The following is a 25,615-nucleotide window of genomic DNA, read 5'->3' on the forward strand; positions in this document are numbered from 1 at the left end:
GATCAATTCAGTGAACTACTCGACTACAAATAACTGGTCACAACAAGGAAATCGCAACCGCTATAGCCAGATGGTTTGTAACGATATCCCATAACATATTCCTCCTAGTATCCCATTTTTTCCAGTTCTTCTTCTGTATCTGCACTCGCAACTACCGTACATGAAAGAATTCGGTTACTCTTAGTGTTGAACTCTTTCGTAAGAGAATCAAACAGTTCTTCCAGTTCCTCGATTCCTGCTTTTGTCAAAATGTGATGGCTGACGTCCAGCTGTGTTTCGCAGTGGACACCATCCTTTGTGACATAATCGATATCTACAGCGGAAAATCTTTTAATTTCATCCACTTCTGTTTGCAATTTGTCATTTTTGATGATCTCTTTGATAGTCATAATTAATCTTCCTCCCCTGTATACGGAATCACAGCTAAGTCGAATTCTTTTCGCGACAACTTAAATGGTATCCGAGTATCTTCTTCCATCAAAACAACATAATCCGGTGTTATATCCATAACTTGACATGTTCCTCCGTCCATACAAGGAGTTCCATCGTCTGTTTTGAGATTATAATATACTTTGTCCCCTTCTGTTTCCTTCTGGATGTTTCCTTCTACTTCCAGTGGTACATAATCTTCTTCAGGATCATATCCTGCTAATGCATCAAAGAGAGACTGCAGGCATATTGTATATTCTAACCCCTTTTCTTTGCTTTCCTGAATCAAATTGTGAAGATTCTCCCAGTAAGAAAGATTGCAGTCATACCGCCCATTTACATAAGCAGATGCTGCTCTATCTGCTTCCTCATCTGCAACTTCAATATCTTCATTTTCAGAAAAGGTCAGAATATCTTCCTTGACATGCTCAGCCCAGACTTTCCTGTAAAACACATCTTTTTCCTCAAAAGACAGATATTCAGATAAGATGTCCGAAATATTTGTATTTGATCGTAAAAGAACAAAGTCCAGAATATTTTTCAATAATTCCAGCTTTTTACCATCCAAATCGATCAGATTTTTTGTCAGCAAGATATTTGCATCTTCCCTTAACTGATTCTCGATTTTACGTTTTTTCAGGATATCCAGAGCAGCTTCTTTGGTCAGATAGATCTCAAATGATCTTCCGTAATTGTATTCCTGAAAGATCTGCTCTGTTTCTTCATCGAATTCAAAACGGATTTTCTGGGAATTTGCAGAAACGGTGATATACACCCTGCCAACCGTTTCAACAATCCCTTCGATGATCCGTTTTTCCGGCTCCAGTTTATCAGAACCTTCCCCTATACGGAGAAGGTAAATTGTCTGTCCTTTATGCCAATCTTCTTTATGAAATTCTGTAAACATATAAGTTCCTCCTAATTCAGATCATCTACATCGTCGTCAACAACTTGAGCGTCATCGAAATCAGACCAGTCAAACTCGCCATCCGACATGTTTTTTGCTTTCTCAACAGCTTCTGCATCGGTTTCAGCTTCTACTACTGCATAACCATATTTGACAACCATAACTCTTTTTTTCACGTATATTTCCTCCTTAGATCAATCCATGTTCTTCGCAGAATTTCTGCATAGAATCAGCGACACTGTTACCCATATATTTGCGTACCATAGGGATATTGATACCGGCTTTCAGCATTTCCATGTAAACGTCCAGTTCATCGGTGCCATTTTCGATAGCATCGTCAAAACGGGACTGGATCTCATCTGCCATATCTGTGTCAGATTCACATTCCAGCCATACAGGATCAATCCCTTTTGCTACCATAACGAATAAGACTGGAAAACCTTCTTTTCCGTGCATAAGAACTTCTGCTTCTGGATTCATTTTCTGTAATTTCTCGATTAATGTTTTAACTTTCATATTAGTTCCTCCAAATATTATATTGCAATTACTGTTCTTTTCTGTTCTCCAGCCATTCACTAATAGAAGGCTGTCCCGATACCGGATGAAAATCACTTTCGCAGTTGCAGGCATCAGAATAATCAATGCTTCCATTTTCGTAATAAATGGCTGGAAAAGTTATCCCGCAGCACTCACATTCCTGCATAACGGTAATTTTCTTCATGATAAATCTCCTTCCTACCAATCTAAATCGTCATCAACCTTCCACCAGCGAATTTCGATTTCTGTGTCAGTAATCTGACAGATATACTTAGAAATCATAGCCGCAAACTGTTCCTCTGACAGATTCCGGACACTCGGATGAAACTCCCATGGAGCAGCAGCGGAAATGCCGATATATACCCCATCAGGATCATCAATATCGATCTCGACTTTTTCCTGCTCACGGATAACATCGTAGAGAAAAGCCCCAAGGCCTGATCTTCCTCCTGATTCGTACTGATCGAACCAGAACTCAATATCCCTGGAATCATTTTCTGCACTGTTTTCTTCCATATCGTCCAAAAAGTCGGAATATCGGTCATGATCATATTTTTTGAGCATACCTACAACATTTTCCCAGTTGATTCCTGCTTTTTCGATATCATTGATACAAACTCCGAATAATAACATATTATTTTTCCTCCTTAGTAATGGTACTGTTCAGTCTGGAACGGCGTACCTGCACTTCTGTATTCTTCTGAAGAGTTTCCTGAAGCTTTTTTTCGGTATCTTTCTGATAGGCTTCCTTGATCTTCTGGTAAGCTCCTTCCAAAATGGAATCCCAGTTGCGGCACAGAATCTCAATGACTGTCTGAATATTCTCATTCCGTCCATAATTTCTCTGTCTCGCAACATTTGGGTATTCGTCAGCCCAGTGACCATCTGCGTAAATTGCAGAATAAGAATGACAATCTTCCATGATCGCAATTTCATATTGGGTAAGTCCTGTATTGGAATCCATACTGTATATTTTCTGCCCGAATTTGATGGAAAAGTAAGCTAACGGATAAGATCCTTTCTCGTCACGTTCCATAAAATCCCTTACAGAAATACTCTGTGTCTCGTATATATCAGGTGAAACGTAAGAAAACAATTCTTTCAGATCTTTTACAATCTGTTTTTTGATTCTTTCGATGTCGTTTACAACATTACTTTCCATTTTCGCTGTAACAGAATTAATTTTTTCTATCAGGATTTCCGCTCCTTTTCGGTATTCCTGTAAAGACTTGATTTCTGCCTGCAAATCATTTTTCTGCATAATAAGTTCCTCCTAAAATATTTCCTGGTTGTAAAACCATATCTCCTTCGTAAGGAAGGATTACCTGAAAACCGATCTTCTGATAAAAAGAGACCAGATCATCATACATAATGGTAAGAAATACTGTGTTCTGCACATGGTCAAGTTCCCATCGGTGACAGATTGCTTCTTTGATCATCTTTTTTCCGTATCCCTGGTGCCGGTATTCCGGAAGGATAAAGACGTTGCTTAACAGTAAAGAATCATCTGTATGCAATGGATGATTTTCGATTGAGAATGGGCAATCATCCGCATATCCTGTTGTACAATAACCAACAAGCTGATCTTCCTTAAAAAATCCCCATGCAAAATCAGTGCTATCAAGCCATTCAGATACACAGTTACCTGATTTTTCATCAAGCATGAAAACAGCATCTGCATCTTCTTCCGTCAATGCTCTTGTACATAACATATCTGTCTCTTTTCTCATAATTTTTCCTCCTGATTTTTGTTATTGCCAATAAGTTTTGAAAAATCCTTGATTCGGGTCATTATAACTTCTTCCTTCGCAATCTTCATAAGTGCCTTTAAAAGAAACTGAAACCAGCTTCAGAGGATACTTCAGCTTATCAATGTCCTCTTTATGGCATCCTATGTAGATACCTTTAGTCCGGTTATTATCGGAACAGGTATCTCCCCGTTCCAGGATCTCCTGAATGGTTGCAGGGTAAGTATCCCCTTGATACTGCATACCTTTGCATTTGTTCCAATACGCAAGAATACCGTATAAATCCGCATTTGGTCTCGTACTGTCATATTCAAACACGTTTCCATAATTGTAATACGTATCAATGATGTACCCACCGCCAAATTCAGCCGGAATAAGGATTTTGTACTTATCACCCTTGACTAAGTTGCTCCTCTTTGTTGTTTTATCGGCTCTTAGCCATGAAAAACTTCCCATGATATGTTTTCTCCTATTCTATCAAATCTCGTCCAGACAAGTTTCTGTAATGATCTGTCCTCCGATGCGGTAAAAAGTCTCTGGATATTCGAATAATCCGGTGAATTTTTTGACCAGTTCATCAGAAAGAGAACCGAAATCATCCTCGGTGAGCCCGACTACCAGAAAATCTCCGACAATAATGTCGTAAATTTCCCCTTTTGCATCCCTCAGTGCACGGTTAAGAGGAAGACCTTTAAGTTTCCCTTCATCATTAACAATAAGTCCAACGAGATCGTCAAACGGATAAACCACTTGAATGTCTCCACCTACCATTTTCTGAAGGGATTCCAGTCCAGGTTCAATTTCCACAATTTCAGGTTTTTTGCCAGGTTTGATAAGTAATACTTTCATAAAAATTTTCCTCCAAAGATTATTTTTTGAATCTAATCCATATTAAATTTTTCTCCTTCCTTCAAAAATTTTAGATTCATATTTAATATGCATTTTCGAAAAAAGGCAAAGAAAAAAGGCCCGGAACCGGGCCTAAAATATGGATTATGCGCAAAAAAAAGTTCCTTCCAAAATCTTATCAAACAAAGCATCCATAAAATCGGACTTTGCAATGTCGAGACATTCCCTCATAGTTACTGTAGGATTTTCCGGATCCAGGTTCAGATTTTCAGAGATCATCTTTGCATATGGAACAAGACTTTCTGCTCTCTTTCCTTCTTTTTTGGGAAAGACGGATATCCCTGATAATATTGGTCATCTCAAGAGAGGGCATTTCTGCAAATATTTTGTATACATTATTCATAATATCCTCCTCTAGCAGTTACGAGCTTCTTTGACATGGGCCAGAGCTTCTTTCTCTGATTCGAACCAGTCAACGTAGATATCTTTTCTTGCAAGACTTTTACATACGTTTTCCGGTTTTAGGACAGCCTTTGTTGTATTTGTAATATTAGATACTACCCTTCCATCATCGTAAAATGCTGTGGTTACTGCCCAGAATGTTTTTAGATTTTCCGGTAGCAGTTCGTATTCAGCAGCTTCTTCTTCAGAAAGCTCTGAATTATAATCAATATATCCCCAGGCTTCCATACCTATCTTTTCACAAAATGTTTTTTCATCAAAATTATGAATTTCGGAAACTTCGTTTCTGCGTGGGCAGCATCCTGGAATAATCGGTCTTTGTGTACTATAATATCTCATTTTTTCAGCTCCTTCTCAGTAATAATATTTAAGCAGTTACTCAAAAAAGCATTTTCGTTTCCCGGATAGTAAAATTCAGAAAATTTAGGATCATCAAGTGATTTTCTGATACCATAGGCAGAAAATAATTTTGTAAAATTATCTTCCGGATATTCTGATAACAGGATCGTGGAAACATGAATAAGCTGTTCCCGTTTATCAATCTCATCATACAAAATATCTTTGATTTCGTACAGATGCATTTCCATCTTTGTCGGATCCGGACTGTCAAGCATCCAGCATTCTTTTGTCAGATAGGCATCCGGCACATAACGCTGTACATCCCCGGAAGGAAGCAGACGTATTCCGTCTGCCTCTTCATAGATAGAATGTACAATCCGGCATGCTGTTTCGGGATAAGTATACAGATACAATGTTGGATACAGTCCAAGTTCCAGCATCATACTTATATTCTCTCCAATAGATGGTATTGCAGATATTGCGTGGAATTTATCTTCCGCACTGAAAGAAATTCTAGGAAAAGTCTCATCTTCGTTTTCACACCGGACAAGAGGTATCCTGGGAACAAATTTTTTCACTGGAAACAAACTTGCATGGTATAGCATATCATTACCTCCAGATTCCTTCGCTGCGGATGATCTTACAGCGGTCTTCTGTGAATGGTTCGCCGATCAGTTTCCCACAGGCATTGCAGTGAGCCTCTATGCGTCCATTATTTTCTTCATAGTGAAAACATTTACTTCCACAATCGCAGGAATGACCTTGGGATTGCATATACGACCAAATGTTATTGTCATCTGGATGATACTGGATATAATGAGTTTTTTCTTTCCAGTCAGGATCAACAATCTCATACCAATACAGGTAATTAGCGATTCCCGCTATTTTGACTCCAAATGTACCAAATAAAGCCTCCAGGATAAAAGGAATTTCATTCATTGCAGTACCAGCTGTCTTTTTGTATAAAGAGGTCTTCGCAATCAGCATTTTTCTTGAATTGAAAAGTTCAATATGAATTGTATTTTCTTCCCTGCATACAAAAATATATCCTTCATTCCCGATATTCTGTCCACAATATTCTACATGGCTGACAGAATCATTATTCACCCAGTGAATTGTAAACTTATTCTGGTCATAAGTAAAAGCTTCTTCGTTTATCGCTTCTGTTCCACAACGGCTGCAGGACCAGCTGTTATCCTGATCCGGTTCCTGGTCTACCTGTACACAGCCATTAACTGTATCAAGATAATTTCCTTCTGCATTAACTTCCCAGTCCTGCATGACATGGGCTGATGTGATAAATGTATTGTTTCCGCATTTTGGACAAATTCTTCTCATAATGTTTTCTCCTTTGATGTAGATAATTTTGTTTCAGGTTTCTTATCGATAAGCTGGCTGCGTCGGAACACCCAGCCGTAAGCATTAATTTCTGTGATAAGACATTTCTTACCATTGATTTTTTTGGTGTAATCTATATAAACGATCATCGTATCCTCCTACTGCAGAATCCTCTTTTCGATTTCTGCTGCAATTTCTGTGAAATTCATAAATTTTCTCCTTTTGAAATGCGTTCGGAGACTCGTGACTTCAGTCCTGAGAGGAGAACGCCTGTTTTAAGACAGTATCCCTTATGAAAGAAATACCAGTCCCTGGTTTCTTTTTATTATCGTACATTCTTTTACCGGGAAATCTCTGCTTCCCATTCCGACAGCCTGCAGGTACCCCCCGTTACAGTGCTGCCCTTTCATGACGTACCGTTTCCCTTTATAAAGGAATACCGCTCCCGGAAGCATCCTTTCCGGATTATTATACCGTCTCTGGCTTATCTTTACCGTCAGTCGGCTCCGCATCCGGTCAGCTTCTTTCTGTCCGTGGAGCTGTACATGCTTTTGGTACCAGTCCTCCAGGGAATCGTTCTTCTGATCGGTACGTTTCTTCCGGTTCCATGCAACAGTCTCCCCATCCAGTTTGTAAGTACGGGATGTCTGTGCATTTATAATTGCACGGTCCTGTCTGCGGAACTGCATGATGGTATGTACGTCTGTGAAATCCGGTGCTTTTTCCAGGATGCTGTCCAGAGACAGTGCCCCGATGCACCATGCATCCACTTCATGGTACTGTTCCTCCTTGGTCTTGTGGTACCCAAGGGAACGCCTTACCAGTGAGGTCTCCCTGCCGGTACAGTAATGGACGTGTTCCTTCCCGAACTCTGTTTCCAGTTCCTTACAGATGAACGGTATGGCCTGGTTCAGGATACTTAAAGCCCCATACTTCTTATCAAGGCCCTTCTTCTTATCCTTAAGCCTCTTTCCTGCTTTTTCGTCCTTATGTACCTTCTCATGGCACTTTGTGCACAGCCCTGCGATGTTCCCTATGGTATTGGAACCATGCCTTGACCTTGGTACGATATGGTGGAAATGCTCGATCTCCTTCTTACAGAGGAGACATTTTCCATCCTGCAGGTCCCGGACGGCTGCATGGAGGTCGTCAAAGCCTTTCAGCGGGCCGTTCTGGAAATCCACCCCGGATATGGAAGGGTCTTCCATCTGCATGAACGCGAACCGGTTCACTTCCAGTGCTACATCCGTGACCGGAAGATACCTGCCCATCTTGCGTACCAAGTTGATATGGGTCTGTACCAGGTGTCTTGCGGAGGGCGTCAGCCATCCGTCCGGGCGTTTCCTGTTGGAGAACCTTGCCTGTGTGTTCCGGATGACGTGGCAGGTGATGAACTTATCCGCAGCATACTGCGGGAGTTTCCTCATCAGCATCCCTGCCTTCAGCATGGTCCCGAACTTCCTTGCAAGCCTCTGGCGCGCCTTGCGCTCCCCGTTCCGGGAAGCCCTGCGGCTCTGCCTTCTCTTATCCATGAGTTTTGTGATCTCCTTATTTCGTGTCTCCACTTTTGCAGAGAACAGGAGATCCCCTTTCAGGGAAAGGGCTGCAAGCCCGATATTGGTACGTCCCGGGTCCTCTGCCAGGGTCACCAGCTGGAGGATAGGATCGTTTTTATAAAGTAACTGTATCGTAAAAGGGACATGGCTGACGATGCGTGCCCTGCCAGTATCCAGAAGTCTCTGTACATGTCTCCTTCTTGTAGTAGGCATCTGCGGTTTCCCGTCCATGCCCAAAACGTAGATATACGGCATCAGGTGCCTCCTTTCGTAAATGTGCCATGCAGTACCGCAGGGATAAACGGTATCCCCGCACCGGGTGTAAGCCTGTGCATGGCGGTAAAACGGTCTTCCTAAGCTTGGTGCCTGCTCTGCAGTGTCACGGGACTGGAAAAATCCCGGAGTGCCATCCCGGAGGGAACGCAGGCATCATGCTTCTGCTCAATCACTCATTCGTAAAACCACTGCTTGTGAGACACAAGCCCGTGACTTTAGTCATGGGTTCTTGACAATTCCAACCATTTGCTACCAGATCCAAAATCTCCTGTAATTCTTCTGCTGTAATACTGTATTCCATATTAATTTCCTCCTAGTATTTTTTTTCTTCTTCGAACAAAATCTGTCCAATATACACAATCACTTCGTTCTCATAGCGGAATTCGAAATCATCTGCCATAGGCCCAGTATTGGAACCACTGTATACCTGAGGCTTTCCCAATGTTGCAATCAGATCATTTGGGAGGTATTCGTTAAAAAGTGAATTATCCGCAATTGCTCCAAGAAAATTCTCGATTCTTCGGTAATACACCTGGCAGAAGAGATTATCCCGGTCTTGTTTTTTGTACATCTTGCAGACATAAACAGGTTCCTGCATCATACTGTTTCCTCCTTGTTCCAATAGAAATCAACATTCGCTTTTGTAAAAAGGTCTCTTCTGTAACGGTTGATCGCATTCTGGATATACTCTTCAGAAGCGTCAAAAGATTCGCCAGGAATGTGTTTGAAATCAGCAAGTCCTTCTTTAATATAGGATATCGGAATGTAATAGGTGCATTCCGAATCACAGGTGCCATAGATATCATAAGGATGTCCGTTATCGTCTACCCAGCAGATATGGCCATATGGCGCACACCAGCAGACTTTACCTCTCCCAAAAGCTTCCTTCAGAATCACTGCAAAATAATAGCAATATCCGGAAGAAAACAGTTCGCAAACTGCATCCTGTTTCTGAGGCTCCTGATGATAGCTGGAAATTTTCTCGATAAAATCCAGCACTTTCTCATCGGTCTTATCTCTTTCAGGGTATAGACTTCTCCAGATGTATTCTGCCAAAAAGTCCTCTGCCTGAGCTTTGGAAATATGTCTTTTACGAACGTCCTTTTCCAATCTGGATTTCTCAATCACCGCAAAAGTATGGAGTTTAGTCAGAAAGATTTCTTTTTCCATCTCTTCTGAAGAAAGTTCCTCTTTCCAGTGTCCTTTTCGCAGTTCCTCTTCTTTTTCTTCCAAAGGGAATCCAATCAGACTTTCACAGGCATTGCAATAAGCACCTATGACACCACCCACAGATTTGTAATGGAAATAGTTGGATCCGCATTCGCAGCGTTTTCCTTTGTTCATAAAAGTCCAGGTGTCATTGCTGTCCGGATAGCATAAAATTTTAGCTGCCATAAATTTTCCTCCTAAAAATAAAATTAGAATCCATATTTTGTTTTTTCTCCTTTCTTCAATAAATTTAGATTCATAATTAATATGTATTTCCTATAAAAATGTAAGAAAAAAAGAGAGCCGAAGCTCTCTTAAAATATGGATCATTTTCCAAATTTTTCCAAATATTCCTCTTCTGTAATAACCGGGACACCCAGGCTTACTGCTTTCACAGATTTACTGGAAGTAGACGGTTCATTGGAAATCAAATATGAGGTTTTAGAAGATACAGAGCCGGATGCTTTACCGCCCTTTGACTCGATGTCTCGCTTCAGCTCATTACGGTTCTTAAAGATATGAACCGCACCGGTGATCACAAAGGTTAATCCTTCGAGAGAGACGGCAGCAGGCTTTTCATCAAGAATGAGGTTATCGGTAATCGTAAGCCTTTCTACAAGAAGCTTATACTCCACATCATGCTGGTCCTGACTGTACCAGTCTTTCATGGCTTTGGCTCTTACTTCACCAATACCATCCATACCGGATAACATATCAAGAATGTCTTCCGAAGAAAACAGTTCCATAAGGAGCGTTGTTTTGCAGGCACCAGGAGTTTTCTGGAATTCTTTTTCCAGAATCTTTGCAACATCATGACCGCAGCCTGGGATACCAAGACTGTAGAAGAACTGGCGGAATGTTGTGGTACGGGCATTATATACAGCATCTAAAAGCTTCTGGGCAGATTTCATCCCCCAGCCTTCAAGAGAAGCAATTTCCTTCTTATACTGATCCAGATTGAAAAGATCAGTTCTTCTTTTGATGAAGCCATGGTCAATCATCAGTTCCAGCTTTGAAGTAGACAACCCCATAACATTTAAACCATCCCTGCATACAAAACGCTCGAACATACCGATATGCTTTGCTGCACAGTCCGGATTGGTACAGTAAAGGGATTCTGTATGACCATCCGTTCCGATACGACGCTCCGTAGGTTTTCCGCACACCGGGCATCTTGCCGGAACCGGAACCGGAGGATTCTCTCCGGCAGTCAGATTTTCGTCAATCTGCGGAATGATCATGTTGGCCTTGTAGACGGTAATCAGGTCCCCGATGCCAAGTTTCAGATCCTGCATATAGCTGATATTGTGAAGACTGGCTCTAGAAACATCCGTTCCTTCCAACTGCACGGTATCAAAGATTGCCACCGGATTGATAAGGCCGGTCCTTGATGCGGACCATTCAATATCCCTGAGAGTGGTTTCTGCCGTGGTATCTTTCCATTTGAAGGCGATCGCATTTCGTGGAAACTTTCCTGTTGTACCCAGCGACTCTCCGTAAGCAAGGTCGTCAAATGTAAGAACCAGTCCATCTGAAGGATACGGATTATCCTGAACCATTTTTTCAAAGGCTCCAACTGCATCAACAACTGTTTCCGGGGACACCATCTGATAATATACAACTTCAAATCTCCATTTCTGAAGTAAGAGAAAAGCCTCTTCACAGGTTTCTGTATAATCCAAAGCGTTTACAAATGTAAAAGCCTTAAAATGCACATGTCTTTCTGCACATTTCTTAGGATCAAACTGACGGATACTGCCACTTGCAAGGTTCCGAGGGTTACGGTAAGCATCATCAACCGCAATCGTTTCATTGATCTTTTTAAAATCTGCATAGCCAATGACTGCTTCCCCTCTGACAATGACCTTTCCTTTTTCCGGAATCGTCATAGGAAGCCCATGAATAACGGGTGCATTATGGGTGATATCTTCACCAACAATACTGTTTCCACGAGTAACAGCCTGTTTTAGCTTGCCATTTTCATAAGTGGCTACAACTGTCAGACCGTCCATCTTCCAGGATAAAACACCCATCTTACCATTTAACCATGAGATCAGCGATTCTCTGTCTTTGGTCTTATCCAAAGATAAAGCCGGGACCTCATGGGAAACTTTTTCCAGGTGTGAAACAACCTTATATCCGACAGTATGAGTCGGACTGTCTGGAAGCGATGTTCCAAGTTCCTGTTCCAGGGCAACAAGCTCATCATATTTCTGGTCATATTCCTTATTACTCATAATTTCTCTGTTTTCTGTGTAATAAGCCTTTGCTGCCTGCTGAAGTTCTGTAGTTAACTGCTGTAATCTTGCTTCTTTTGACATAATAAAATCCTCCTATGTAAACAATTTTTCTCTTAATCTGCAAGTTCTGTCACTTTGATTTCCAGGTGTTTTCCGGTAGAACGTTCCTTGACATACAAGGTATCACTGTTACCTTCCAGAACTTTGTAAGCATTTGAAAGTCTCTTATCAATCTCATCAATGAGATTCTTAACACAGTCTTCCAATGCAGCATCTTTTTTGATACTCTTTATTTTTTCTGCAATGATTTCCTGTGCATATGGGTCCTTTTGTGTTCGCTCGTCAAGATAGGTCACTTTTCCGGAAGCATTGATTTTCGCAATAACATCTCCAGGTTCGTTATCATCTTCCGTAAGCCACGCATCTACTATCCATACATGTTCCTCTTCATCATAGAAATTGCATCTGATTTCTGACCAAATTGATCCGTTCATATTATTTCCTCCTTAGAATTTTTTTGAATCCATATTTTGTTTTTACTCCTTTCTTCGATATATTTAGATTCATATTTAATATGTATTTCACGTAAAAATGCAATAAAAAAAGAGAGCCGAAGCTCTCTTGAAATATGGATTATGTTAATTTTCTTCGTATACTTTTCCTATAGGTTTCCAAGCAGTAATAGGGACTGTAGAAGCCGATTCATGCGCACACCAGAACCATTCCCCGTTACATCTATAAGCAAATGCGTTGCAATACGGCTTATCATCATAATATCCAAGATAAGTTACCTGTACCGGCTCCTTATCTTTTGGAAAATTACCTGTACTAACAGGAATCCAATCCGGATTTTCTTTTCTCAACTCATCAATCTGATCTTCCAAATCACGGACTACATTTCTTAATCTTCTTACTTCTGCTTGTAAAGCTTTCTCATTAGCAGTATACATTTCGTCTCTCCAGCTCATGCTTTCCTCCTCATGCAATTTTTGTGTGATACTGTATCAGTACCTTCTTAACTGTGTCTTTGATCAGTTTTCCTATTGCATATGTACATCCATTTCCACACTGCTGCTGCCGTTCAGAAAGGGTTCCATGAAACTGGAATTCCTTATCAAATCCCATAAGAGCAGAAGCTTCTGCTACGGTAAGGGTACGGTTTTCCGTTGGATGGATAAGCGGAAGCTTTCTCCAGTTGACAATAGTCGGGGAAGGCCTATCCGGATCCAGCCGGTAATAACGGTCTGAATGCATATTCAGATTATCCCTTAATTCCGGAATATCCTTGAAATTGTGTCCAGGACGAACCAAAGACATATTCCTGACAGTTTCCGGACGGTTACTGGTCTGATCCGGATAATTAAACCAGTCAGGAGTAACTTTTTGCAGAGCTTCGCGCACTGTACGCAGTGGGTGAATAATCTTTCTAGGAAGCTTGATTTCTCCTATGCGGGATCCAATCAGGATAGCCCTTTTTCTCAAAGTATATCCACCTGCATCCGTATCTTTAAGGATTGCAGAAGTGATCTTATAGTCATTCCTAAGTCCATTCATGACCCTGTCCATATATATTCCATTATTACAGGAAATGAACTGTGGAACATTTTCTATCACGAACACTTCCGGACGATTTTCCTGTGTGATACGGATATATTCATTTACCAGGTCCACATCCTGATGGTTTTCAACCATTTTTCTTCTGTTGCTGGCAGAGAATGGTTTACAGGAAGGACCACCTACAATGAGGTTGTACGGGCCCTGGTTCCCATGAACAGTTCTTACGTCTCCGCAAAAGATGTGATCACCGATATTGTGTCTATATGATTCACAGGCGCCCTTGTCAAAATCGCAGGCGAACCGGATATCAAACTGTGGATCTTTATAAAAAGCCCAGTCCAGCATACCGGCACCGCTAAAAAGAGACATTACGGAGAAAACCTGTTTCAGATCCGGCTTTAGGTCATCATCTTCATTAGAAGAAATGGATGCAAGGTACTGGTCAAGGGTGATCTGCCCTTCCATACCCGCTGCCATGGAAAGAGTTGTCTTGGAAATACAGAACTCTTTTAATACCTCTTCCAAAGAGATGATCTTACATCGGACTTCCCTAATACATCGGACAATGATCCGGTCTTCTTTCACTTCCATTTCCAGATAATCACTGGAAGAAACAGCTCTTCGGACATCTTTCTGCCGGATATCAAACAAAGCTTTTTCCTTATTTCCGCATTTTTTCCTGGAAACAGTCATACCTTTTTCAGATGGACGGATCACGATACAGTTCCGTCGTACTTCGTAGATATAATGACTTCCCGGGTGATACTGTTCACCAGGGGTAATGGAAAATGTCAGACCTCTTTTTGATGACCTGAATTTTTTCATAAAAGTTCCTCCTTGATAATGTAACAAGCTTTTTCAGTAGAAACACAAGAACTAAGAATCTTAGCACGAGATTTTGAGTCGTTTTTGTATACTTCTACTGGATGAAATCCTATCTTTTTCTCAGGCAGATAAAGAACCATAACCTGTCCCAGATTTCCGGTCAGTTTTAAAAATTTGGGAATTTGCTCTGCAGATTGCCCAGACATCCAATGAAAGCCATACTTAGAAAGTTCTTCACAGAAAGAAGCCTGTTCTTCGGCATCATGAACCAAAACCCTGTATATAGATTTGACAACAGGACTTACGGTACCAGAAATATCTTCCCAACCAAAGATGTCACAATAGTAATATCTAGTGCCGCTTTTTCGAATGACAGCGACAATGTCGCTTACTGATAGTGAACGTCCTGTAAAATCTTCCGGATGATTGATATTAAACTTCAAATAAAGATCTCCCAGAACGCTCCTGTCATCTTTATTACAAGGAGTGATTTTTTCTCCGTACTGAACAGCATCAACCAGTTCTCCTTTATACACCTGTTTATAATCAGAAAAGTGAAAATGAGTTTTTGCTTCTTTCCAGCCACGGAAAGTATATTCTTTGTCTACTGGTAACTGGTAAATACAATACTGACACATTCTTAATTTCCTCCTTTTGATGCCTCAATGACCAGGCAATCGTTATTCTTGTCTGTAGTGATATACTTAATATGCATATCCAGGATCGTATCCAACGGCTTGTGCCAGCCATCCCTTAACGTACTGAAAAGACATTTCGCACCATCTGCCCATCGTTTTCCTTCTGCTGCATCATAGATTGCATAATTGCAGTTACAATCAAAATTATCGTTATACACCAAGTCGCCTACTAACATAATATACCTCCTACTTATTCACCTTATATCCACGTTTAATCAGTTCTATAACCAGTTCATCATCTGAAAAGTCAGCCAGTTTTGATAAAACGGTCTTATACGCAAACAGATATTTGACATTGCCAAAGCAGTCTATGTGCTTAAGCTTGGTATACGATGCTTCGTCAGAAACGATTTCCCATGAATGTGCTTTGAACATCGCATAACGGTTAACTACAGCACGGACCTCATCAGCATTATCGCAATGCAGCATTTCCTCACACATGGCAAGGGGATGCGTGAACTCATATATAAGACTGAATCGGTTTCTTTTTGAATCGGTAAGCAGTAAATCTTCTTTGTACATAATTTTCCTCCTAAAGTTTCTGATAGAATTTGTAGTAATTTGGTTTCCAAAAGTTATCCAGATCAAATCCAGCTTCTTCGATTGGCTGTGCGAAAGCGTTATCTGCCTCCTGGACCTGAATCTTAGAAATCCCCTTCTTTCCTACAACATGGCGGGCAACCGTAACATGATAGGTTTCATCTCCTTTTTGAGGATATATTTTGCGGAAAGCGGTTTGGAAACAGTTTCAGGCAGTTTTTCGATAGAAAAACCCTCCTGTACAAATAGCTGCGCCCTTTTTTCTGCAATATCCAGAACATCCTCAAATTTCATCTTTTTGGAATTTTTGGCTTCAAATATGATCTTTGCCAAAATCCCAGCATAATTTTTTCCTAAATCCATATTTTGTTTTTCTCCTTTCATCATAAAAATGGTTTCAATATTAATATGTATTTCCTGGAAATCTGCAAAGAAAAAAGGCCCCGAAGGGCCTTGAATATAGATCAAGCAAAACACATCTGTCCGTCACTGGAGTAGGAATAGAAGATTTCTGATTCAACAGGTTTTTCTTTAACTGCTGGCAACATGAGCTTTTCCTCTTTTAAAAAGTCAATCAGTTCATCGATTGCCTGATTGATATGTTTCCGCTCTTCGCCTCTTGGATAAGCATAATAAACAATTTCGGTCTCTTCATCTTTAAAAAAACAAGTTTCCGAATGTCCGCACATATAATCATTTCGGTAGCCAAGTTCTTTTAATTTATCAGTAAGATAACAGGCAAATGCTCTTGCAAACATCTCACAGTTTGAAGCCCAGTAATCACGCCCAGCTTTAGTATATGTGGAATCGAACTTTGAAGACCCTTTGTAATAATCTGTAAAATCCCCGCTATCATTAAATCTCATCGTCTTTAAAACCTTTTTTAATTGCAACGGAATATCTCTTCTACATTCATCTGTTGCAAGCTCATCACATCCGTAACACTGACCTATCATATGATCAAGAGCATGAGCCCATTCATGTCCAAGAGATCCAGCTCCTCTGATTCTGGTAATATTAAAAATCTCTTCTATAGGTTCATAATGTGCAAGAGCGTCTCCTCTTCCTCTCGAGCCAAATGCAATGGCTAATCCATTTCTCTTGGAAAGATGTGGAAGATCTACGCTTTTATAGTCTATTTTCAAAGCTGTAGCTATATCACAAAAAGAGTCAAACGTATAATCAAGAGCTAACTGACGTTCTTTGTCGTTTAACCAATTACCAAACTGTCCACCTGGAATTCCAAAAAACTCCATCAGGTGTTCTCCTGTGACATGACCTTTTCTTAAAGAAGAGCTATTCATTTCAACAGATGCTAACATTGGAGGAATCCATATTTTTTTCTGCTTGTGCTCTTTTTTCTGAAATTTATTTTCTTTAAGTAAGGCAAAATAGCTTCTCTGCTGTTCTTCACAGTCTTTTTTGCTTTCAGATATATAAAGAATCCTATTACCCTGCAAGAGCATGTATTTACCTTCTGCATCTTTAACTGGAATTTCATCAGATACCGGATAATAATAATGTTTTCCACGCGCAACTTCTTTGACAATCGAATCATTATTATTCACCAGTTCGTAATGGTAAGGACCGGCAATCTGTACAATAGGAAAATCTTTTTCCATGATCTGATTTTCTGTCATAAGAAAGTTTTTCTTATCCATTTTAGCCTTCATGACTGCAATATTGTACGGATTACTAAAGCGAAGGATGATATTCCCGTTTATAATATACTCATAGTTTCCTGCATAATAATAACGTCCGCGTGTTTTTTCCAGAATAATTCCGCTTTTTGCCTTTTCCAAAAAGGTAAGAATATCCCTTTCTTCCCGGACTTCTTCTACCATATCACGGATTGTCCGTACACCGTCAATATAGTCCTCTTCACTGACCTTATCGCAAAAAGTAGGTTTTACAGCCTTACGGATTTCATTTCTCCAGTAGATAACACTTCTCGGGATACCGCTATCCAGCAGTTCCTGAAAGTTTATCTTAGGCCATATATTATCTTTTTTGATGTATTTTTTTCTTTCGAGGGTTGTCATATCGTCAAGGTCCTCAACCATAAGGCCTCTTACTTTCCAGAGATCCTTTCTTGCACCGCCAATCTTTGCTCCAAAATCTTTGATCTGTGCCATAAAATTTTCCTCCTATAAGATATATTTTCTGAATCCATATTCTGTTCTAACTCCTTTCATCAATAAATTTGGATTCAATATTAATATGTATTTCTCAGAAAATGGCAAGAAAAAAAGAGCCCGAAGGCTCTTAAAATATGGATCAGTTATGAAAATTTCGGACATTTGATAACAAGATTTCCACGGAACACAGATCCTTTCGGAGATGCTGTGTAATTGGAACTCATACGTTCGCAATACTTGTAAGAAGTCTTGCAGATACTACATAACCCGTTTTTCTCAATGTATTTCTGTTCTTTAGAAGTTCTTTTCTCCAACAATTTTTCCTGTTGAAGCTTTTCTTCTTTTTCTTTTTTAATCTTTTGCATCTTCTTAAAATGTTCTTCGCACTTATCCGAACATAACGGATGGACCATCTGACTTGCAGGACATCTGAAAACCATGCCACATACTTCACATCTACGGAGTGCATACGGCTCCTGCTTCAGATGTTTTTGTTCACAGCTCTTGGAACAATACTTGCTATTTCTCCGAAAAGTCTTTCCACATACCGGGCACTCCTTAAGACCAGCAGCTCTTAAATGTTTTGTTTTTTCCTTTTCTTTCTGGATAAATTCCCGGTAGCATTTCATGGAACAGTAGGTTCCGTTTTTGATATGTTCTTTTCCACAATTGGGGCATACCTTAACAGATCCAACAGATTTTGCATAATCCCATTTAGATGCTTCTCGGCATTTTTCTGAACAAAACCATGGTTTTCCCATAACATCCCGTACATCATTGGTTTCTGTCATAGGTTTTTGACAATAGGCACAGACTGTATGTTCGATACGGTATCTGGATGCACATTTATTACTGCAAAAATCTTTACCTTTGTTATATGTAGAAAAAACCTTTCCACAGTAAATGCATGTACGGGCCACTTCTTGTTTTTTATATCCGCTGCCATACATACGGATATTATGTGAAATTTGTTTTTCTAGCTTTCTGCGTTTCTGATCTGAATGATTTCTGCATTCAGGACAGTATTTTGTGTTTGCAGTATGCGGAGTAAACCATACCCCACATATTTCACATTCCTTTTCATCATAGTTCTTAGCCATATATATTCCTCCTAAGGGCATTTTACGAGGCCGTATCTTTTGAACTACTTTCTTGATTTGACAGGATTAACTGGAAATCATCTGTCTCAATCAGAATCAGTACCTTATTTACAAATTGATTGGAAACTAAATCGGTGATATCATGGCCTTCTGTCTGGAGCTGGTCGATCTTAATGACTTCCAAATTGTATTTGAAAACGTCTTTTTCTTCAATTGGGGAATGGAATGTTCTTGTACCATTCACATTGTAGAACAGATAGTAATGATATTTTGCTTGGTTCTTATCTTCCACATCTCCAAACCAGACTTCTCTGTCTTCTTCATAGTTATAGTAGCAGTTTTCCCAGACAAAGTTTTTTATGTTCTTTTTGTACTTCGGATCATAGTCATAGATACGGACACGTTTGAAACCAATGAATTCCTTATGAATACAGGTAGGAGTTAATATGGAAAGTAGTTTTTCCTTTTTGGAATAGTACTCTTTTTTCATTTCCTGACATCGGTCAATATTCCCGTATTTGTCATAAGCATATCGGTTTCTACGGTAATACTGTCGATATTCTCTTTCCTTATCGCGGTAATTCTTTGCACGTTTGTTGACACTGTACAAACAATCCAGCAGCATATTTTCCGTAATGATTTTTTTCTTAAGATTATCAGTATATTCCTTTGGCGTTCTCATAACAGTACCTCCTAAAGACGGTCATGTTCCTGAAATGAATAGTAGCAACCTTCACCGCATATAATGAAATCAAAAATTTTCACACCAAGGATATCTCCAGCTTCTTTCAGCCTTTTTGCTACAGCAATATCCGGCCCAGAAGGACTCGGATCTCCGGATGGATGATTATGTACAACGATGATACCTGCTGCATTGCAGGATAGAGCTTTCATGTACACCTCTCTGGGGTTTACACAACTCGAATCAATCGAACCATGACTGACCTCGAATACCCCAATGATATTGCATTTTGTATCTATTGCAACCATGAAACAATATTCCTCTGTTCTGGAACTGAGACGAAAATACTTATTCAGCATTTCATAAACTTTTTCTGGGCTTGACGCAGATACCACTTCTTCGCAGATCAGTTGTTTTTCCAAAACAGGTAATTTATCTTTGCCCATATAAGTTTCTAACTTATACATAAGAACCTCCTTATTCTTCTACTTCAGTACCGCAGAACGGGCATACTAAATCACCTTCGCCGCACATGTAGTCAACCAATTTTCCACAATTTTCACAGACATACCACTCTTCGCTTGCAACAAGCTCATCCAGTTCCGATGCGGGATGCTGCCAGTCTAATTCTCCAAAGAGCTGGTCAGCAAATGATTTCTGATTCCTGCATAATTTTAAAATGTCGTTTGCGGTAAAAATCTCATCGGTCAGTTCTGCAACATAACATGGAGCATCAGGTTTTTCTATGTAATTTTTAAAGCTTTTAAATACCCAGCCCTGACCGAACCATGCTTTTTCGATAGCATACTCTTTTTTATCATCAGGTCCTGATATTAAAGTACAGCTGCCGATATCTTCTTCCGTTTTTCCTGCATAGTATAATGACATACTGATATTAAAGTTTTCTCTGCAGAAACGGGACATTTTTTCGAAAAGAAGGTTTGCTTCTTTTTTACGGATACGGATTGCTTTTCCTTTCTCAAATAAGTTAATCGTATATCCAATTGCATCCCATTCGATAGTAACATTTTCATCCAAAGTATCGGCTTTTACGCAATGATACTTTTTGTCAATTTCAATTCCTGTAATTTTTAAATTTGTAATAGCAAGTTTTTCCATAAAATTCCTCCTAATAATTTTTGAATCTGATCCATATTTATTTTTTCTCCTTTCCTCGATATATTTAGATTCACTTTTAATATGTAATTCAGAAGAAACTGCAATAAAAAAAGGACCCGAAGGTCCTTGAAATTATTTTCCAATCCGAGGAATCCAGTCCTCTTCCAGATCTTTTAATTTTCCAGCAGGAACACACTCCTTTAAAGCGGAGGTTGCAGCAGGCGCCATGTCGATGATATAGAAGTCATTTCCGTTTTGCATAATATCTACGCTCCATTGTCCTGTCAGGTTGATCTCCGGAATCATTTTCTGCAGGTTTTCTGTGATACTGCCAATATTTTTATGATATTGTGCCATCAGTTCTTCTTCTGCAGCAGAGTAGATGATATAATCGTGAACCTTATCCGGATCATCAGAGTCTTCACAACGCCCAAAACGCTTTTTCATGGTTTCGGGTTCCCAATATGGGCTGCAACCAATGATTTCATCTGAATCAAAATCCACAAAGATCCGGTATTCAGGGCGTAATGGTAGACCATAGTATATTTCTTTTGTATCCGGTTCTGGCTGGATATATTCACGCACCACCCATTCTGTTGTGGTAGACACCCCGTAAATGATCGGCTGTTTTCTACTAGACAGATCATAATGCGCCATACAAAGTGCCTGGTAATGGATAAACAGAAGGTATTCCCCAAGCTCCTGAACTTCTTTTTCGCCTACTACATGGGCATTTCTGAAATCAAACTTACTGGAATAAGTCCCGGTTTTAATGAAATATTCCTGACCAGGTTTTAAGTCAAAAACTTTATAACAGAACTCATCTACGATACGCATGGTTGTTGGAGTAAGAGCCATATATTCCAGTCGTGTAAGCTGCAATAAAGGAAGCGGAACTTTTAAAACCCTGGTAGCCGGCACCTTAAAGAATTTCTGTTTCTTTACAGATTCAATCAATGGCGGTAGATAATATCCCATACTGGTTATATTTCTGTCAATGATCTTATACGTGATAGGATCCAGATCCTGGATATCCAATCCCTGACGGAACATTTCATATAAATGTCTTTTCTTCGCTGGATTTTTGCATTTAAGGTATTCTTTATACGCCCATAGAATACTTCCAGCTGCATCCTCAGAAATGTCCCGTTTATAGCGGAATCCGGTCAGCTCAGGTCTCTGCGATTCCGGTAAATTTTTTATTTCATCATTGCTAACCGGTATATAATCCTCTGGCAGGGAATCAAATGTCTCGAAATGATCATCTTTGCCATCCCAAACATAAACTGCTGCACTATCCAGTAATTCAGCAACTATTCTCTGAATAATGGCATCCAGATAGGAACTGTCAGCAACGATATTAGAGATTAAATATTTTTTTCTCTCATTTGCTATCTGTTTTGCATTGATAGCGAAAAAGTTATCGCTCAGACTGTCCTTGTTAATGACATGTTTTGAATAGGATTCCTCAAATGCACGGAGAGCCTCCGGATCAATTTTGATAAAATCTGCGATTTCGTCTCTGGATAGTATTATTTTTTCTGCCTTTTTTCCAAATATATTTTCTAATCCAAACATAATATTCTCCTGTAGATAATACACCCTCCCATACAGGGAAGAAACACTCAGTGTTTATGCGGGTTTTAGCCACATCAAACACCTCGTTGTGCAATTTGCACAAATAGTATTCTTTTCACTATTAATATGTCATTTTTCTGGAAACCCGGCTGATTTTTATAAGAAAACTTTTTCTCATAATAATTCCAAAAGCTTGCTTATTCTTTCCACCATTTCATCAAAATTTTTCCGTGTCACTCTTTCACATTGCTCAATGTTTTCTTCCGGAATTCCTGTATCAGTAAGATTGATCCAGCTTTCCGGCATTTCCTTGTAACAGCCAACAACATTCTCACAGAAATTTTTGGGTGTAAAATCACCAAAATTGAGAATATGTATCTGTGGTAACTCTGTATCATCTAGTATGTATATGATTTCTCCTGTCAGAATAACCGTATATTCTGCTCCAGAACAATCTAACCGAATGGCAGATGCCCCTGTTTCCAGGTAGGAAACGCAAGCCGATAGCGCATCATGCATAACATCCGTAGAAAACACAGGATAACAGAAGAACTCGACACCTTTTTCATGACCAATGTAAAATTGACATTTTTGATCTTTTGGATTTGATAATATTGGATTTTCCAAATTTATCCCTCCCTTATTAACTTTTCTCTTATACAGAAAAGAAAATATTCACCTCTTATAACAATTTTCCTTTACTTCGTTATCCATCAGTACTTTTCGGATACTATCATTGAGTGGAAGTCCTCTTCGATACCAACGCAGACAGGAGACCTGATCTGCTTCTTCTGGCAAATATTTCTTTATCAGTTCCAGTACTTCATCTGGTTTTTCTATCCCTTCCAAAAGCTCATCCATTTTCTTCCTGGACCAGTGATCCTGGCGCCCTGTTTTCAGGTTCATATATGCCTTAAAATTACGAACCTGATTAACCTGAAATGTAATAATCTTTTCCGCACAGGAAAGATTTACCTGGTACGTTTTCGCATACTCATCGATATCAAAAATATGTATCGTTTCCAATTTATAATTATCAGGCAATGCAATTTCAACTCCCATTGAACCGGCCTTCATGTTCTTTGTATTATCCATGAATTCCCGCTTTTTTGTCTGTATCTCCAGATAACCGGTATCCTTGATCAAATTATCCAGATCATACATTGCCTTTGTACACATCTGGTCACAGCGTTCATTATATTCGTTGCCGTTGTGTCCTCTTACCCAATGCAGGTCCATTTCAAAATTTTCGCACAATGAATTCAATTTTTCCCAAAGATCCAGATTCTTCTTTTGGCGGAATTTTCCTGAAATGGTATTCAGGACATATTGGGAATCGGAATAGAGAGAAACGGAACCCTTTTTTACAAATTCCAGGGCGGCGATAACGGCCATAATCTCCATACGATTGTTGGTTGTGCTGCTATAACCTTGGGACAGCTCTGTGATTTTTCCGGTATCTGTGGAGATGATAACAGCTCCATAAGCACCTGGACCGGACGGGTTGATAGCACAACCGCCATCTGTATATATGATATAATCCGGATTGAAATCTTTACTCATACAGGTTCTCCTTTCATATTAGAACTAGGATAGCCGGGTTCGAACCGGCGAATGCAGCAGTCAAAGTGCTGTGCCTTACCGCTTGGCTATATCCCATTGATTTTTTCAATACTAATATGTCATATGTTTATACTTTAGGCTAATTTTTATAAGGACTTTTTAATGAAATTTTCTCAAACTGTTTTTCTCAAAATTACATATTAAAAGTGAAAGCATTCTTAATGATGAAAGGAGAAATACATAATGGGAAAAGGGTTAATTGGAGATTTCTTTTGTGGAGCTGGAGGTGCTTCTGTAGGGATCGAAGAGGCTTTTGGAAGGTCTGTGGATTTTGCTGTAAACCATGATCAGGCTGCGATAAAGCTTCATTCACGAAACCATCCCGGAACTTATCACATGACAGAAGACATTTTTACTTCTGATGTAGAACGGTTTGTTTCAGGACGAAAAGTGTCGCTTTTATGGGCTTCACCGGACTGTACGCATTTCAGTAAAGCAAAAGGAAAAACACCGCGAAAAGCCGGGATCCGTATGCTTCCATACGCAGTATACTTCCATGCTGCACAGATCCGTCCGGAAGTGATCTGTATGGAAAACGTTGCAGAGATACAGAACTGGGGTCCTGTTGAAGACCGGGAAGACCATCCAAGGTTTGGACAGCCGGTAAAAGGACTGGAAGGCTGCTGCTATAAATGCTTTGTGGCCCATATGTCACATGGCAACCTGGAAGCAGATGGCAGATTATCAGGTACTCCTGCTAAATGTCAGCATTTTTGTGACAAATGCCAGGTAGTGAAGGAACATTATACTAGATGCCTTGGTTATCAGTTCGATTCCAGAGAACTATGTGCTGCTGATTATGGAGCTCCTACAACCAGAAAAAGATGGTACGCTATCATTCGAAGTGATAACCGTCCTATCCGCTGGCCGATGCCTACGAACAGCAAAAACGGAGCAGGTGGATTAAGACCATGGGTTCCGGCATCTTCCGTTCTGGATCTTGATGATTATGGATTGTCCATCTTTGACAGGAAGAAGCCTTTGGCTGAAAACACACAGAGAAGGATTGCCATGGGCATTAAGAAATATGTATTAAACGGAGAAGAACCATTTATTGTTCACGTAAATCATTCTGGAGACAGTTTCAGGGGACAGTCTGTAAATGAGCCGCTTCCAACTATGACACGAAAATTAGGGATGGGACTGGTATCTGCTAAGACAATGAAAATGGAACAGTTTCTGACGAAATTCTATAAGAGTGGAGTTGGACAGTCCATCGAGGAACCGATCCACACTATTACAACCAGCCCAGGACATTTCGGCTTAGTTTCTGTGAAAACTGTCGCAAAGGAAAATCTGGATAAGATGGAAAAGAAACAGATTCAAAGAGCACACCAGGTAAGCCAGTTCCTGATGCTGTATTATGGATCTGATGTAGGACAGGGAATTAGTCAGCCGTTACGGACGATTGTCACAAAAGACCGCTTCTCTCTTATCACAGTCATGCATGATGGACGTGTCCTTATGGATATCCATATGCGGATGTTATCAGTCGATGAGCTTAAGAGGGGAAACGGTTTTCCTGACGATTATGATGTAGCCCATGATTCCCGTTTCCACAGGCTTCCCATTCATGAACAGGTTGCCAAGATTGGAAACGCTGTGGTTCCGGCAATGAGCAGGGCTATCGCTACTGCGAACTGCCCTTATCTGTATGAACATGAACGTGTTCCATTTGTACAGATGCTGCAGCAGGAAAACGGCCAGTTAGCTTTTTCCTGATTACAAAAAGACATCTTCGGATGTCTTTTTTTTCTGCAAGAAAAACGCCCCGGAATCTCCGGGGCGTCAGACTGTAGACAAACTTGGTGTTGGGTGTTATGCCCAGCACCATTTTTCTTTTAAAACTTCTTTTCTTTTTATTC

36 protein-coding genes and 1 tRNA gene are annotated in these 25,615 nt (G+C 40.0%); 1 reads left to right on the forward strand and 36 read right to left on the reverse strand.

Translation table 11 applies throughout. The annotated features are described in order from the left end of the window. Nucleotides 1-104: 104 nt before the first annotated feature. The 36 genes from AB5916_RS13480 to AB5916_RS13655 form a co-directional block, all read right to left on the reverse strand. Nucleotides 105-389, reverse strand: a complete 285-nt coding sequence (locus AB5916_RS13480) for a hypothetical protein (RefSeq protein WP_368191431.1) — start codon at nt 387-389, stop codon at nt 105-107. Nucleotides 390-391: 2 nt separating this feature from the next. Next, on the reverse strand, nt 392-1,336 hold the full coding sequence (locus AB5916_RS13485) for a hypothetical protein (protein ID WP_368191433.1): 945 nt from the start codon (nt 1,334-1,336) through the stop codon (nt 392-394). 11 nt (nt 1,337-1,347) lie between these two features. Beyond that, nucleotides 1,348-1,512, reverse strand: coding sequence for a hypothetical protein (locus tag AB5916_RS13490; RefSeq protein ID WP_342982411.1), 165 nt, complete (start codon nt 1,510-1,512; stop codon nt 1,348-1,350). Between the two features lie 13 nt (nt 1,513-1,525). Further along, nucleotides 1,526-1,852, reverse strand: a complete 327-nt coding sequence (locus AB5916_RS13495; RefSeq protein WP_368191434.1) for a hypothetical protein — start codon at nt 1,850-1,852, stop codon at nt 1,526-1,528. A 28-nt stretch (nt 1,853-1,880) separates the two neighbouring features. After that, on the reverse strand, nt 1,881-2,057 hold the full coding sequence (locus AB5916_RS13500; RefSeq protein WP_368191436.1) for a hypothetical protein: 177 nt from the start codon (nt 2,055-2,057) through the stop codon (nt 1,881-1,883). Between the two features lie 14 nt (nt 2,058-2,071). After that, complete coding sequence (locus tag AB5916_RS13505) at nt 2,072-2,506, reverse strand: hypothetical protein (protein ID WP_368191437.1); 435 nt, start codon at nt 2,504-2,506, stop codon at nt 2,072-2,074. 1 nt (nt 2,507) lies between these two features. Next, nucleotides 2,508-3,134, reverse strand: coding sequence for a hypothetical protein (locus AB5916_RS13510; RefSeq protein WP_368191438.1), 627 nt, complete (start codon nt 3,132-3,134; stop codon nt 2,508-2,510). Next, nucleotides 3,121-3,603 carry a GNAT family N-acetyltransferase gene (locus tag AB5916_RS13515; RefSeq protein WP_368191439.1) on the reverse strand — a complete coding sequence of 161 codons (483 nt, stop codon included), beginning with the start codon at nt 3,601-3,603 and terminating at the stop codon, nt 3,121-3,123. The genes AB5916_RS13510 and AB5916_RS13515 overlap by 14 nt, the downstream gene beginning before the upstream one ends. Before the next feature lie 21 nt (nt 3,604-3,624). Beyond that, nucleotides 3,625-4,077, reverse strand: coding sequence for a hypothetical protein (locus tag AB5916_RS13520; protein ID WP_368191441.1), 453 nt, complete (start codon nt 4,075-4,077; stop codon nt 3,625-3,627). Between the two features lie 21 nt (nt 4,078-4,098). After that, nucleotides 4,099-4,470 carry a DUF3846 domain-containing protein gene (locus AB5916_RS13525; RefSeq protein WP_368191442.1) on the reverse strand — a complete coding sequence of 124 codons (372 nt, stop codon included), beginning with the start codon at nt 4,468-4,470 and terminating at the stop codon, nt 4,099-4,101. Between the two features lie 144 nt (nt 4,471-4,614). Next, the gene (locus AB5916_RS13530) at nt 4,615-4,749 is read right to left on the reverse strand and encodes a hypothetical protein (protein ID WP_368191444.1); all 135 of its coding nucleotides are present in this window, start codon (nt 4,747-4,749) and stop codon (nt 4,615-4,617) included. A 135-nt stretch (nt 4,750-4,884) separates the two neighbouring features. Continuing rightward, nucleotides 4,885-5,271: a hypothetical protein gene (locus AB5916_RS13535; protein ID WP_368191445.1), complete on the reverse strand. Its 387-nt coding sequence runs from the start codon at nt 5,269-5,271 to the stop codon at nt 4,885-4,887. Continuing rightward, a complete protein-coding gene (locus AB5916_RS13540) occupies nt 5,268-5,876 on the reverse strand; it encodes a hypothetical protein (protein ID WP_368191447.1) in 609 nt (202 codons plus the stop codon). The genes AB5916_RS13535 and AB5916_RS13540 overlap by 4 nt, the downstream gene beginning before the upstream one ends. Before the next feature lie 4 nt (nt 5,877-5,880). Continuing rightward, nucleotides 5,881-6,609 carry a hypothetical protein gene (locus tag AB5916_RS13545; protein WP_368191448.1) on the reverse strand — a complete coding sequence of 243 codons (729 nt, stop codon included), beginning with the start codon at nt 6,607-6,609 and terminating at the stop codon, nt 5,881-5,883. Beyond that, nucleotides 6,606-6,758 (reverse strand): hypothetical protein, encoded by a 153-nt coding sequence (locus AB5916_RS13550; protein WP_368191449.1) that lies wholly within the window; start codon nt 6,756-6,758, stop codon nt 6,606-6,608. Before AB5916_RS13550 ends, AB5916_RS13545 begins: the two co-directional genes overlap by 4 nt. Nucleotides 6,759-6,899: 141 nt before the next feature. After that, nucleotides 6,900-8,420, reverse strand: coding sequence for an RRXRR domain-containing protein (locus AB5916_RS13555; RefSeq protein ID WP_368191451.1), 1,521 nt, complete (start codon nt 8,418-8,420; stop codon nt 6,900-6,902). Nucleotides 8,421-8,610: 190 nt separating this feature from the next. Next, on the reverse strand, nt 8,611-8,742 hold the full coding sequence (locus tag AB5916_RS13560; protein ID WP_368191453.1) for a hypothetical protein: 132 nt from the start codon (nt 8,740-8,742) through the stop codon (nt 8,611-8,613). 12 nt (nt 8,743-8,754) lie between these two features. Further along, a complete protein-coding gene (locus AB5916_RS13565; protein WP_368191454.1) occupies nt 8,755-9,042 on the reverse strand; it encodes a hypothetical protein in 288 nt (95 codons plus the stop codon). After that, entirely contained in the window at nt 9,039-9,836 is a 798-nt protein-coding gene (locus tag AB5916_RS13570; RefSeq protein ID WP_368191455.1) for a hypothetical protein, read from the reverse strand. The genes AB5916_RS13565 and AB5916_RS13570 overlap by 4 nt, the downstream gene beginning before the upstream one ends. A gap of 140 nt (nt 9,837-9,976) precedes the next feature. Further along, a complete protein-coding gene (gene ligA / locus AB5916_RS13575) occupies nt 9,977-11,971 on the reverse strand; it encodes an NAD-dependent DNA ligase LigA (protein WP_368191457.1) in 1,995 nt (664 codons plus the stop codon). 32 nt (nt 11,972-12,003) lie between these two features. Next, nucleotides 12,004-12,384 (reverse strand): hypothetical protein, encoded by a 381-nt coding sequence (locus AB5916_RS13580; RefSeq protein ID WP_368191459.1) that lies wholly within the window; start codon nt 12,382-12,384, stop codon nt 12,004-12,006. Between the two features lie 144 nt (nt 12,385-12,528). Beyond that, nucleotides 12,529-12,858 (reverse strand): hypothetical protein, encoded by a 330-nt coding sequence (locus tag AB5916_RS13585; protein ID WP_368191460.1) that lies wholly within the window; start codon nt 12,856-12,858, stop codon nt 12,529-12,531. A 10-nt stretch (nt 12,859-12,868) separates the two neighbouring features. After that, the gene (locus AB5916_RS13590; protein ID WP_368191462.1) at nt 12,869-14,272 is read right to left on the reverse strand and encodes a DNA cytosine methyltransferase; all 1,404 of its coding nucleotides are present in this window, start codon (nt 14,270-14,272) and stop codon (nt 12,869-12,871) included. Continuing rightward, nucleotides 14,269-14,910 (reverse strand): YodL domain-containing protein, encoded by a 642-nt coding sequence (locus AB5916_RS13595; protein WP_368191463.1) that lies wholly within the window; start codon nt 14,908-14,910, stop codon nt 14,269-14,271. Before AB5916_RS13595 ends, AB5916_RS13590 begins: the two co-directional genes overlap by 4 nt. Nucleotides 14,911-14,912: 2 nt before the next feature. Further along, nucleotides 14,913-15,146, reverse strand: a complete 234-nt coding sequence (locus tag AB5916_RS13600; protein ID WP_368191464.1) for a hypothetical protein — start codon at nt 15,144-15,146, stop codon at nt 14,913-14,915. 10 nt (nt 15,147-15,156) lie between these two features. After that, nucleotides 15,157-15,492: a hypothetical protein gene (locus AB5916_RS13605; RefSeq protein ID WP_368191465.1), complete on the reverse strand. Its 336-nt coding sequence runs from the start codon at nt 15,490-15,492 to the stop codon at nt 15,157-15,159. A 141-nt stretch (nt 15,493-15,633) separates the two neighbouring features. Next, nucleotides 15,634-15,897: a hypothetical protein gene (locus tag AB5916_RS13610; RefSeq protein WP_368191466.1), complete on the reverse strand. Its 264-nt coding sequence runs from the start codon at nt 15,895-15,897 to the stop codon at nt 15,634-15,636. Between the two features lie 77 nt (nt 15,898-15,974). After that, entirely contained in the window at nt 15,975-17,645 is a 1,671-nt protein-coding gene (locus tag AB5916_RS13615) for an LPD1 domain-containing protein (RefSeq protein ID WP_368191467.1), read from the reverse strand. A gap of 146 nt (nt 17,646-17,791) precedes the next feature. Continuing rightward, nucleotides 17,792-18,748 carry a hypothetical protein gene (locus AB5916_RS13620; RefSeq protein ID WP_368191468.1) on the reverse strand — a complete coding sequence of 319 codons (957 nt, stop codon included), beginning with the start codon at nt 18,746-18,748 and terminating at the stop codon, nt 17,792-17,794. A 22-nt stretch (nt 18,749-18,770) separates the two neighbouring features. Further along, nucleotides 18,771-19,430 (reverse strand): hypothetical protein, encoded by a 660-nt coding sequence (locus AB5916_RS13625; protein ID WP_368191469.1) that lies wholly within the window; start codon nt 19,428-19,430, stop codon nt 18,771-18,773. Between the two features lie 11 nt (nt 19,431-19,441). Further along, nucleotides 19,442-19,897, reverse strand: coding sequence for a JAB domain-containing protein (locus AB5916_RS13630; RefSeq protein WP_368191470.1), 456 nt, complete (start codon nt 19,895-19,897; stop codon nt 19,442-19,444). 10 nt (nt 19,898-19,907) lie between these two features. Beyond that, nucleotides 19,908-20,549, reverse strand: a complete 642-nt coding sequence (locus AB5916_RS13635) for a hypothetical protein (protein ID WP_368191471.1) — start codon at nt 20,547-20,549, stop codon at nt 19,908-19,910. Between the two features lie 132 nt (nt 20,550-20,681). After that, entirely contained in the window at nt 20,682-22,127 is a 1,446-nt protein-coding gene (locus AB5916_RS13640; protein ID WP_368191472.1) for a hypothetical protein, read from the reverse strand. Between the two features lie 174 nt (nt 22,128-22,301). Then, nucleotides 22,302-22,754 (reverse strand): hypothetical protein, encoded by a 453-nt coding sequence (locus AB5916_RS13645; protein ID WP_368191473.1) that lies wholly within the window; start codon nt 22,752-22,754, stop codon nt 22,302-22,304. Nucleotides 22,755-22,802: 48 nt separating this feature from the next. Beyond that, nucleotides 22,803-23,690: a ribonuclease H gene (locus AB5916_RS13650; protein WP_368191474.1), complete on the reverse strand. Its 888-nt coding sequence runs from the start codon at nt 23,688-23,690 to the stop codon at nt 22,803-22,805. A 24-nt stretch (nt 23,691-23,714) separates the two neighbouring features. Continuing rightward, nucleotides 23,715-23,786: transfer RNA gene (locus tag AB5916_RS13655), tRNA-Gln, on the reverse strand. 147 nt (nt 23,787-23,933) lie between these two features. On the opposite strand from AB5916_RS13655, the gene AB5916_RS13660 reads away from it, so the two are divergent. After that, a complete protein-coding gene (locus tag AB5916_RS13660) occupies nt 23,934-25,472 on the forward strand; it encodes a DNA cytosine methyltransferase (RefSeq protein WP_368191475.1) in 1,539 nt (512 codons plus the stop codon). Nucleotides 25,473-25,615: the final 143 nt, after the last annotated feature.

It is taken from the genome of Blautia sp. 1033sp1_1033st1_G9_1033SCRN_220408, from assembly GCF_040929965.1.
In the GTDB taxonomy this organism is placed as follows: Bacteria; Bacillota; Clostridia; order Lachnospirales; family Lachnospiraceae; genus Blautia_A; species Blautia_A ammoniilytica.

Bases quoted from the DNA above. Each gene is read 5' to 3' on its own strand.
- AB5916_RS13585 (WP_368191460.1), bottom strand. From the start codon at position 12,858: ATGAGCTGGAGAGACGAAATGTATACTGCTAATGAGAAAGCTTTACAA.
- AB5916_RS13520 (WP_368191441.1), bottom strand. From the start codon at position 4,077: ATGGGAAGTTTTTCATGGCTAAGAGCCGATAAAACAACAAAGAGGAGC.
- ligA (WP_368191457.1), bottom strand. From the start codon at position 11,971: ATGTCAAAAGAAGCAAGATTACAGCAGTTAACTACAGAACTTCAGCAG.
- AB5916_RS13495 (WP_368191434.1), bottom strand. From the start codon at position 1,852: ATGAAAGTTAAAACATTAATCGAGAAATTACAGAAAATGAATCCAGAA.
- AB5916_RS13620 (WP_368191468.1), bottom strand. From the start codon at position 18,748: ATGGCTAAGAACTATGATGAAAAGGAATGTGAAATATGTGGGGTATGG.
- AB5916_RS13505 (WP_368191437.1), bottom strand. From the start codon at position 2,506: ATGTTATTATTCGGAGTTTGTATCAATGATATCGAAAAAGCAGGAATC.
- AB5916_RS13565 (WP_368191454.1), bottom strand. From the start codon at position 9,042: ATGATGCAGGAACCTGTTTATGTCTGCAAGATGTACAAAAAACAAGAC.
- AB5916_RS13650 (WP_368191474.1), bottom strand. From the start codon at position 23,690: ATGAGTAAAGATTTCAATCCGGATTATATCATATATACAGATGGCGGT.
- AB5916_RS13570 (WP_368191455.1), bottom strand. From the start codon at position 9,836: ATGGCAGCTAAAATTTTATGCTATCCGGACAGCAATGACACCTGGACT.
- AB5916_RS13540 (WP_368191447.1), bottom strand. From the start codon at position 5,876: ATGCTATACCATGCAAGTTTGTTTCCAGTGAAAAAATTTGTTCCCAGG.
- AB5916_RS13660 (WP_368191475.1), top strand. From the start codon at position 23,934: ATGGGAAAAGGGTTAATTGGAGATTTCTTTTGTGGAGCTGGAGGTGCT.
- AB5916_RS13635 (WP_368191471.1), bottom strand. From the start codon at position 20,549: ATGGAAAAACTTGCTATTACAAATTTAAAAATTACAGGAATTGAAATT.
- AB5916_RS13615 (WP_368191467.1), bottom strand. From the start codon at position 17,645: ATGGCACAGATCAAAGATTTTGGAGCAAAGATTGGCGGTGCAAGAAAG.
- AB5916_RS13560 (WP_368191453.1), bottom strand. From the start codon at position 8,742: ATGGAATACAGTATTACAGCAGAAGAATTACAGGAGATTTTGGATCTG.
- AB5916_RS13590 (WP_368191462.1), bottom strand. From the start codon at position 14,272: ATGAAAAAATTCAGGTCATCAAAAAGAGGTCTGACATTTTCCATTACC.
- AB5916_RS13485 (WP_368191433.1), bottom strand. From the start codon at position 1,336: ATGTTTACAGAATTTCATAAAGAAGATTGGCATAAAGGACAGACAATT.
- AB5916_RS13640 (WP_368191472.1), bottom strand. From the start codon at position 22,127: ATGTTTGGATTAGAAAATATATTTGGAAAAAAGGCAGAAAAAATAATA.
- AB5916_RS13595 (WP_368191463.1), bottom strand. From the start codon at position 14,910: ATGTGTCAGTATTGTATTTACCAGTTACCAGTAGACAAAGAATATACT.
- AB5916_RS13625 (WP_368191469.1), bottom strand. From the start codon at position 19,430: ATGAGAACGCCAAAGGAATATACTGATAATCTTAAGAAAAAAATCATT.
- AB5916_RS13535 (WP_368191445.1), bottom strand. From the start codon at position 5,271: ATGAGATATTATAGTACACAAAGACCGATTATTCCAGGATGCTGCCCA.
- AB5916_RS13630 (WP_368191470.1), bottom strand. From the start codon at position 19,897: ATGTATAAGTTAGAAACTTATATGGGCAAAGATAAATTACCTGTTTTG.
- AB5916_RS13580 (WP_368191459.1), bottom strand. From the start codon at position 12,384: ATGAACGGATCAATTTGGTCAGAAATCAGATGCAATTTCTATGATGAA.
- AB5916_RS13500 (WP_368191436.1), bottom strand. From the start codon at position 2,057: ATGAAGAAAATTACCGTTATGCAGGAATGTGAGTGCTGCGGGATAACT.
- AB5916_RS13600 (WP_368191464.1), bottom strand. From the start codon at position 15,146: ATGTTAGTAGGCGACTTGGTGTATAACGATAATTTTGATTGTAACTGC.
- AB5916_RS13510 (WP_368191438.1), bottom strand. From the start codon at position 3,134: ATGCAGAAAAATGATTTGCAGGCAGAAATCAAGTCTTTACAGGAATAC.
- AB5916_RS13550 (WP_368191449.1), bottom strand. From the start codon at position 6,758: ATGATCGTTTATATAGATTACACCAAAAAAATCAATGGTAAGAAATGT.
- AB5916_RS13610 (WP_368191466.1), bottom strand. From the start codon at position 15,897: ATGATGAAAGGAGAAAAACAAAATATGGATTTAGGAAAAAATTATGCT.
- AB5916_RS13530 (WP_368191444.1), bottom strand. From the start codon at position 4,749: ATGATCTCTGAAAATCTGAACCTGGATCCGGAAAATCCTACAGTAACT.
- AB5916_RS13515 (WP_368191439.1), bottom strand. From the start codon at position 3,603: ATGAGAAAAGAGACAGATATGTTATGTACAAGAGCATTGACGGAAGAA.
- AB5916_RS13545 (WP_368191448.1), bottom strand. From the start codon at position 6,609: ATGAGAAGAATTTGTCCAAAATGCGGAAACAATACATTTATCACATCA.
- AB5916_RS13525 (WP_368191442.1), bottom strand. From the start codon at position 4,470: ATGAAAGTATTACTTATCAAACCTGGCAAAAAACCTGAAATTGTGGAA.
- AB5916_RS13605 (WP_368191465.1), bottom strand. From the start codon at position 15,492: ATGTACAAAGAAGATTTACTGCTTACCGATTCAAAAAGAAACCGATTC.
- AB5916_RS13480 (WP_368191431.1), bottom strand. From the start codon at position 389: ATGACTATCAAAGAGATCATCAAAAATGACAAATTGCAAACAGAAGTG.
- AB5916_RS13555 (WP_368191451.1), bottom strand. From the start codon at position 8,420: ATGCCGTATATCTACGTTTTGGGCATGGACGGGAAACCGCAGATGCCT.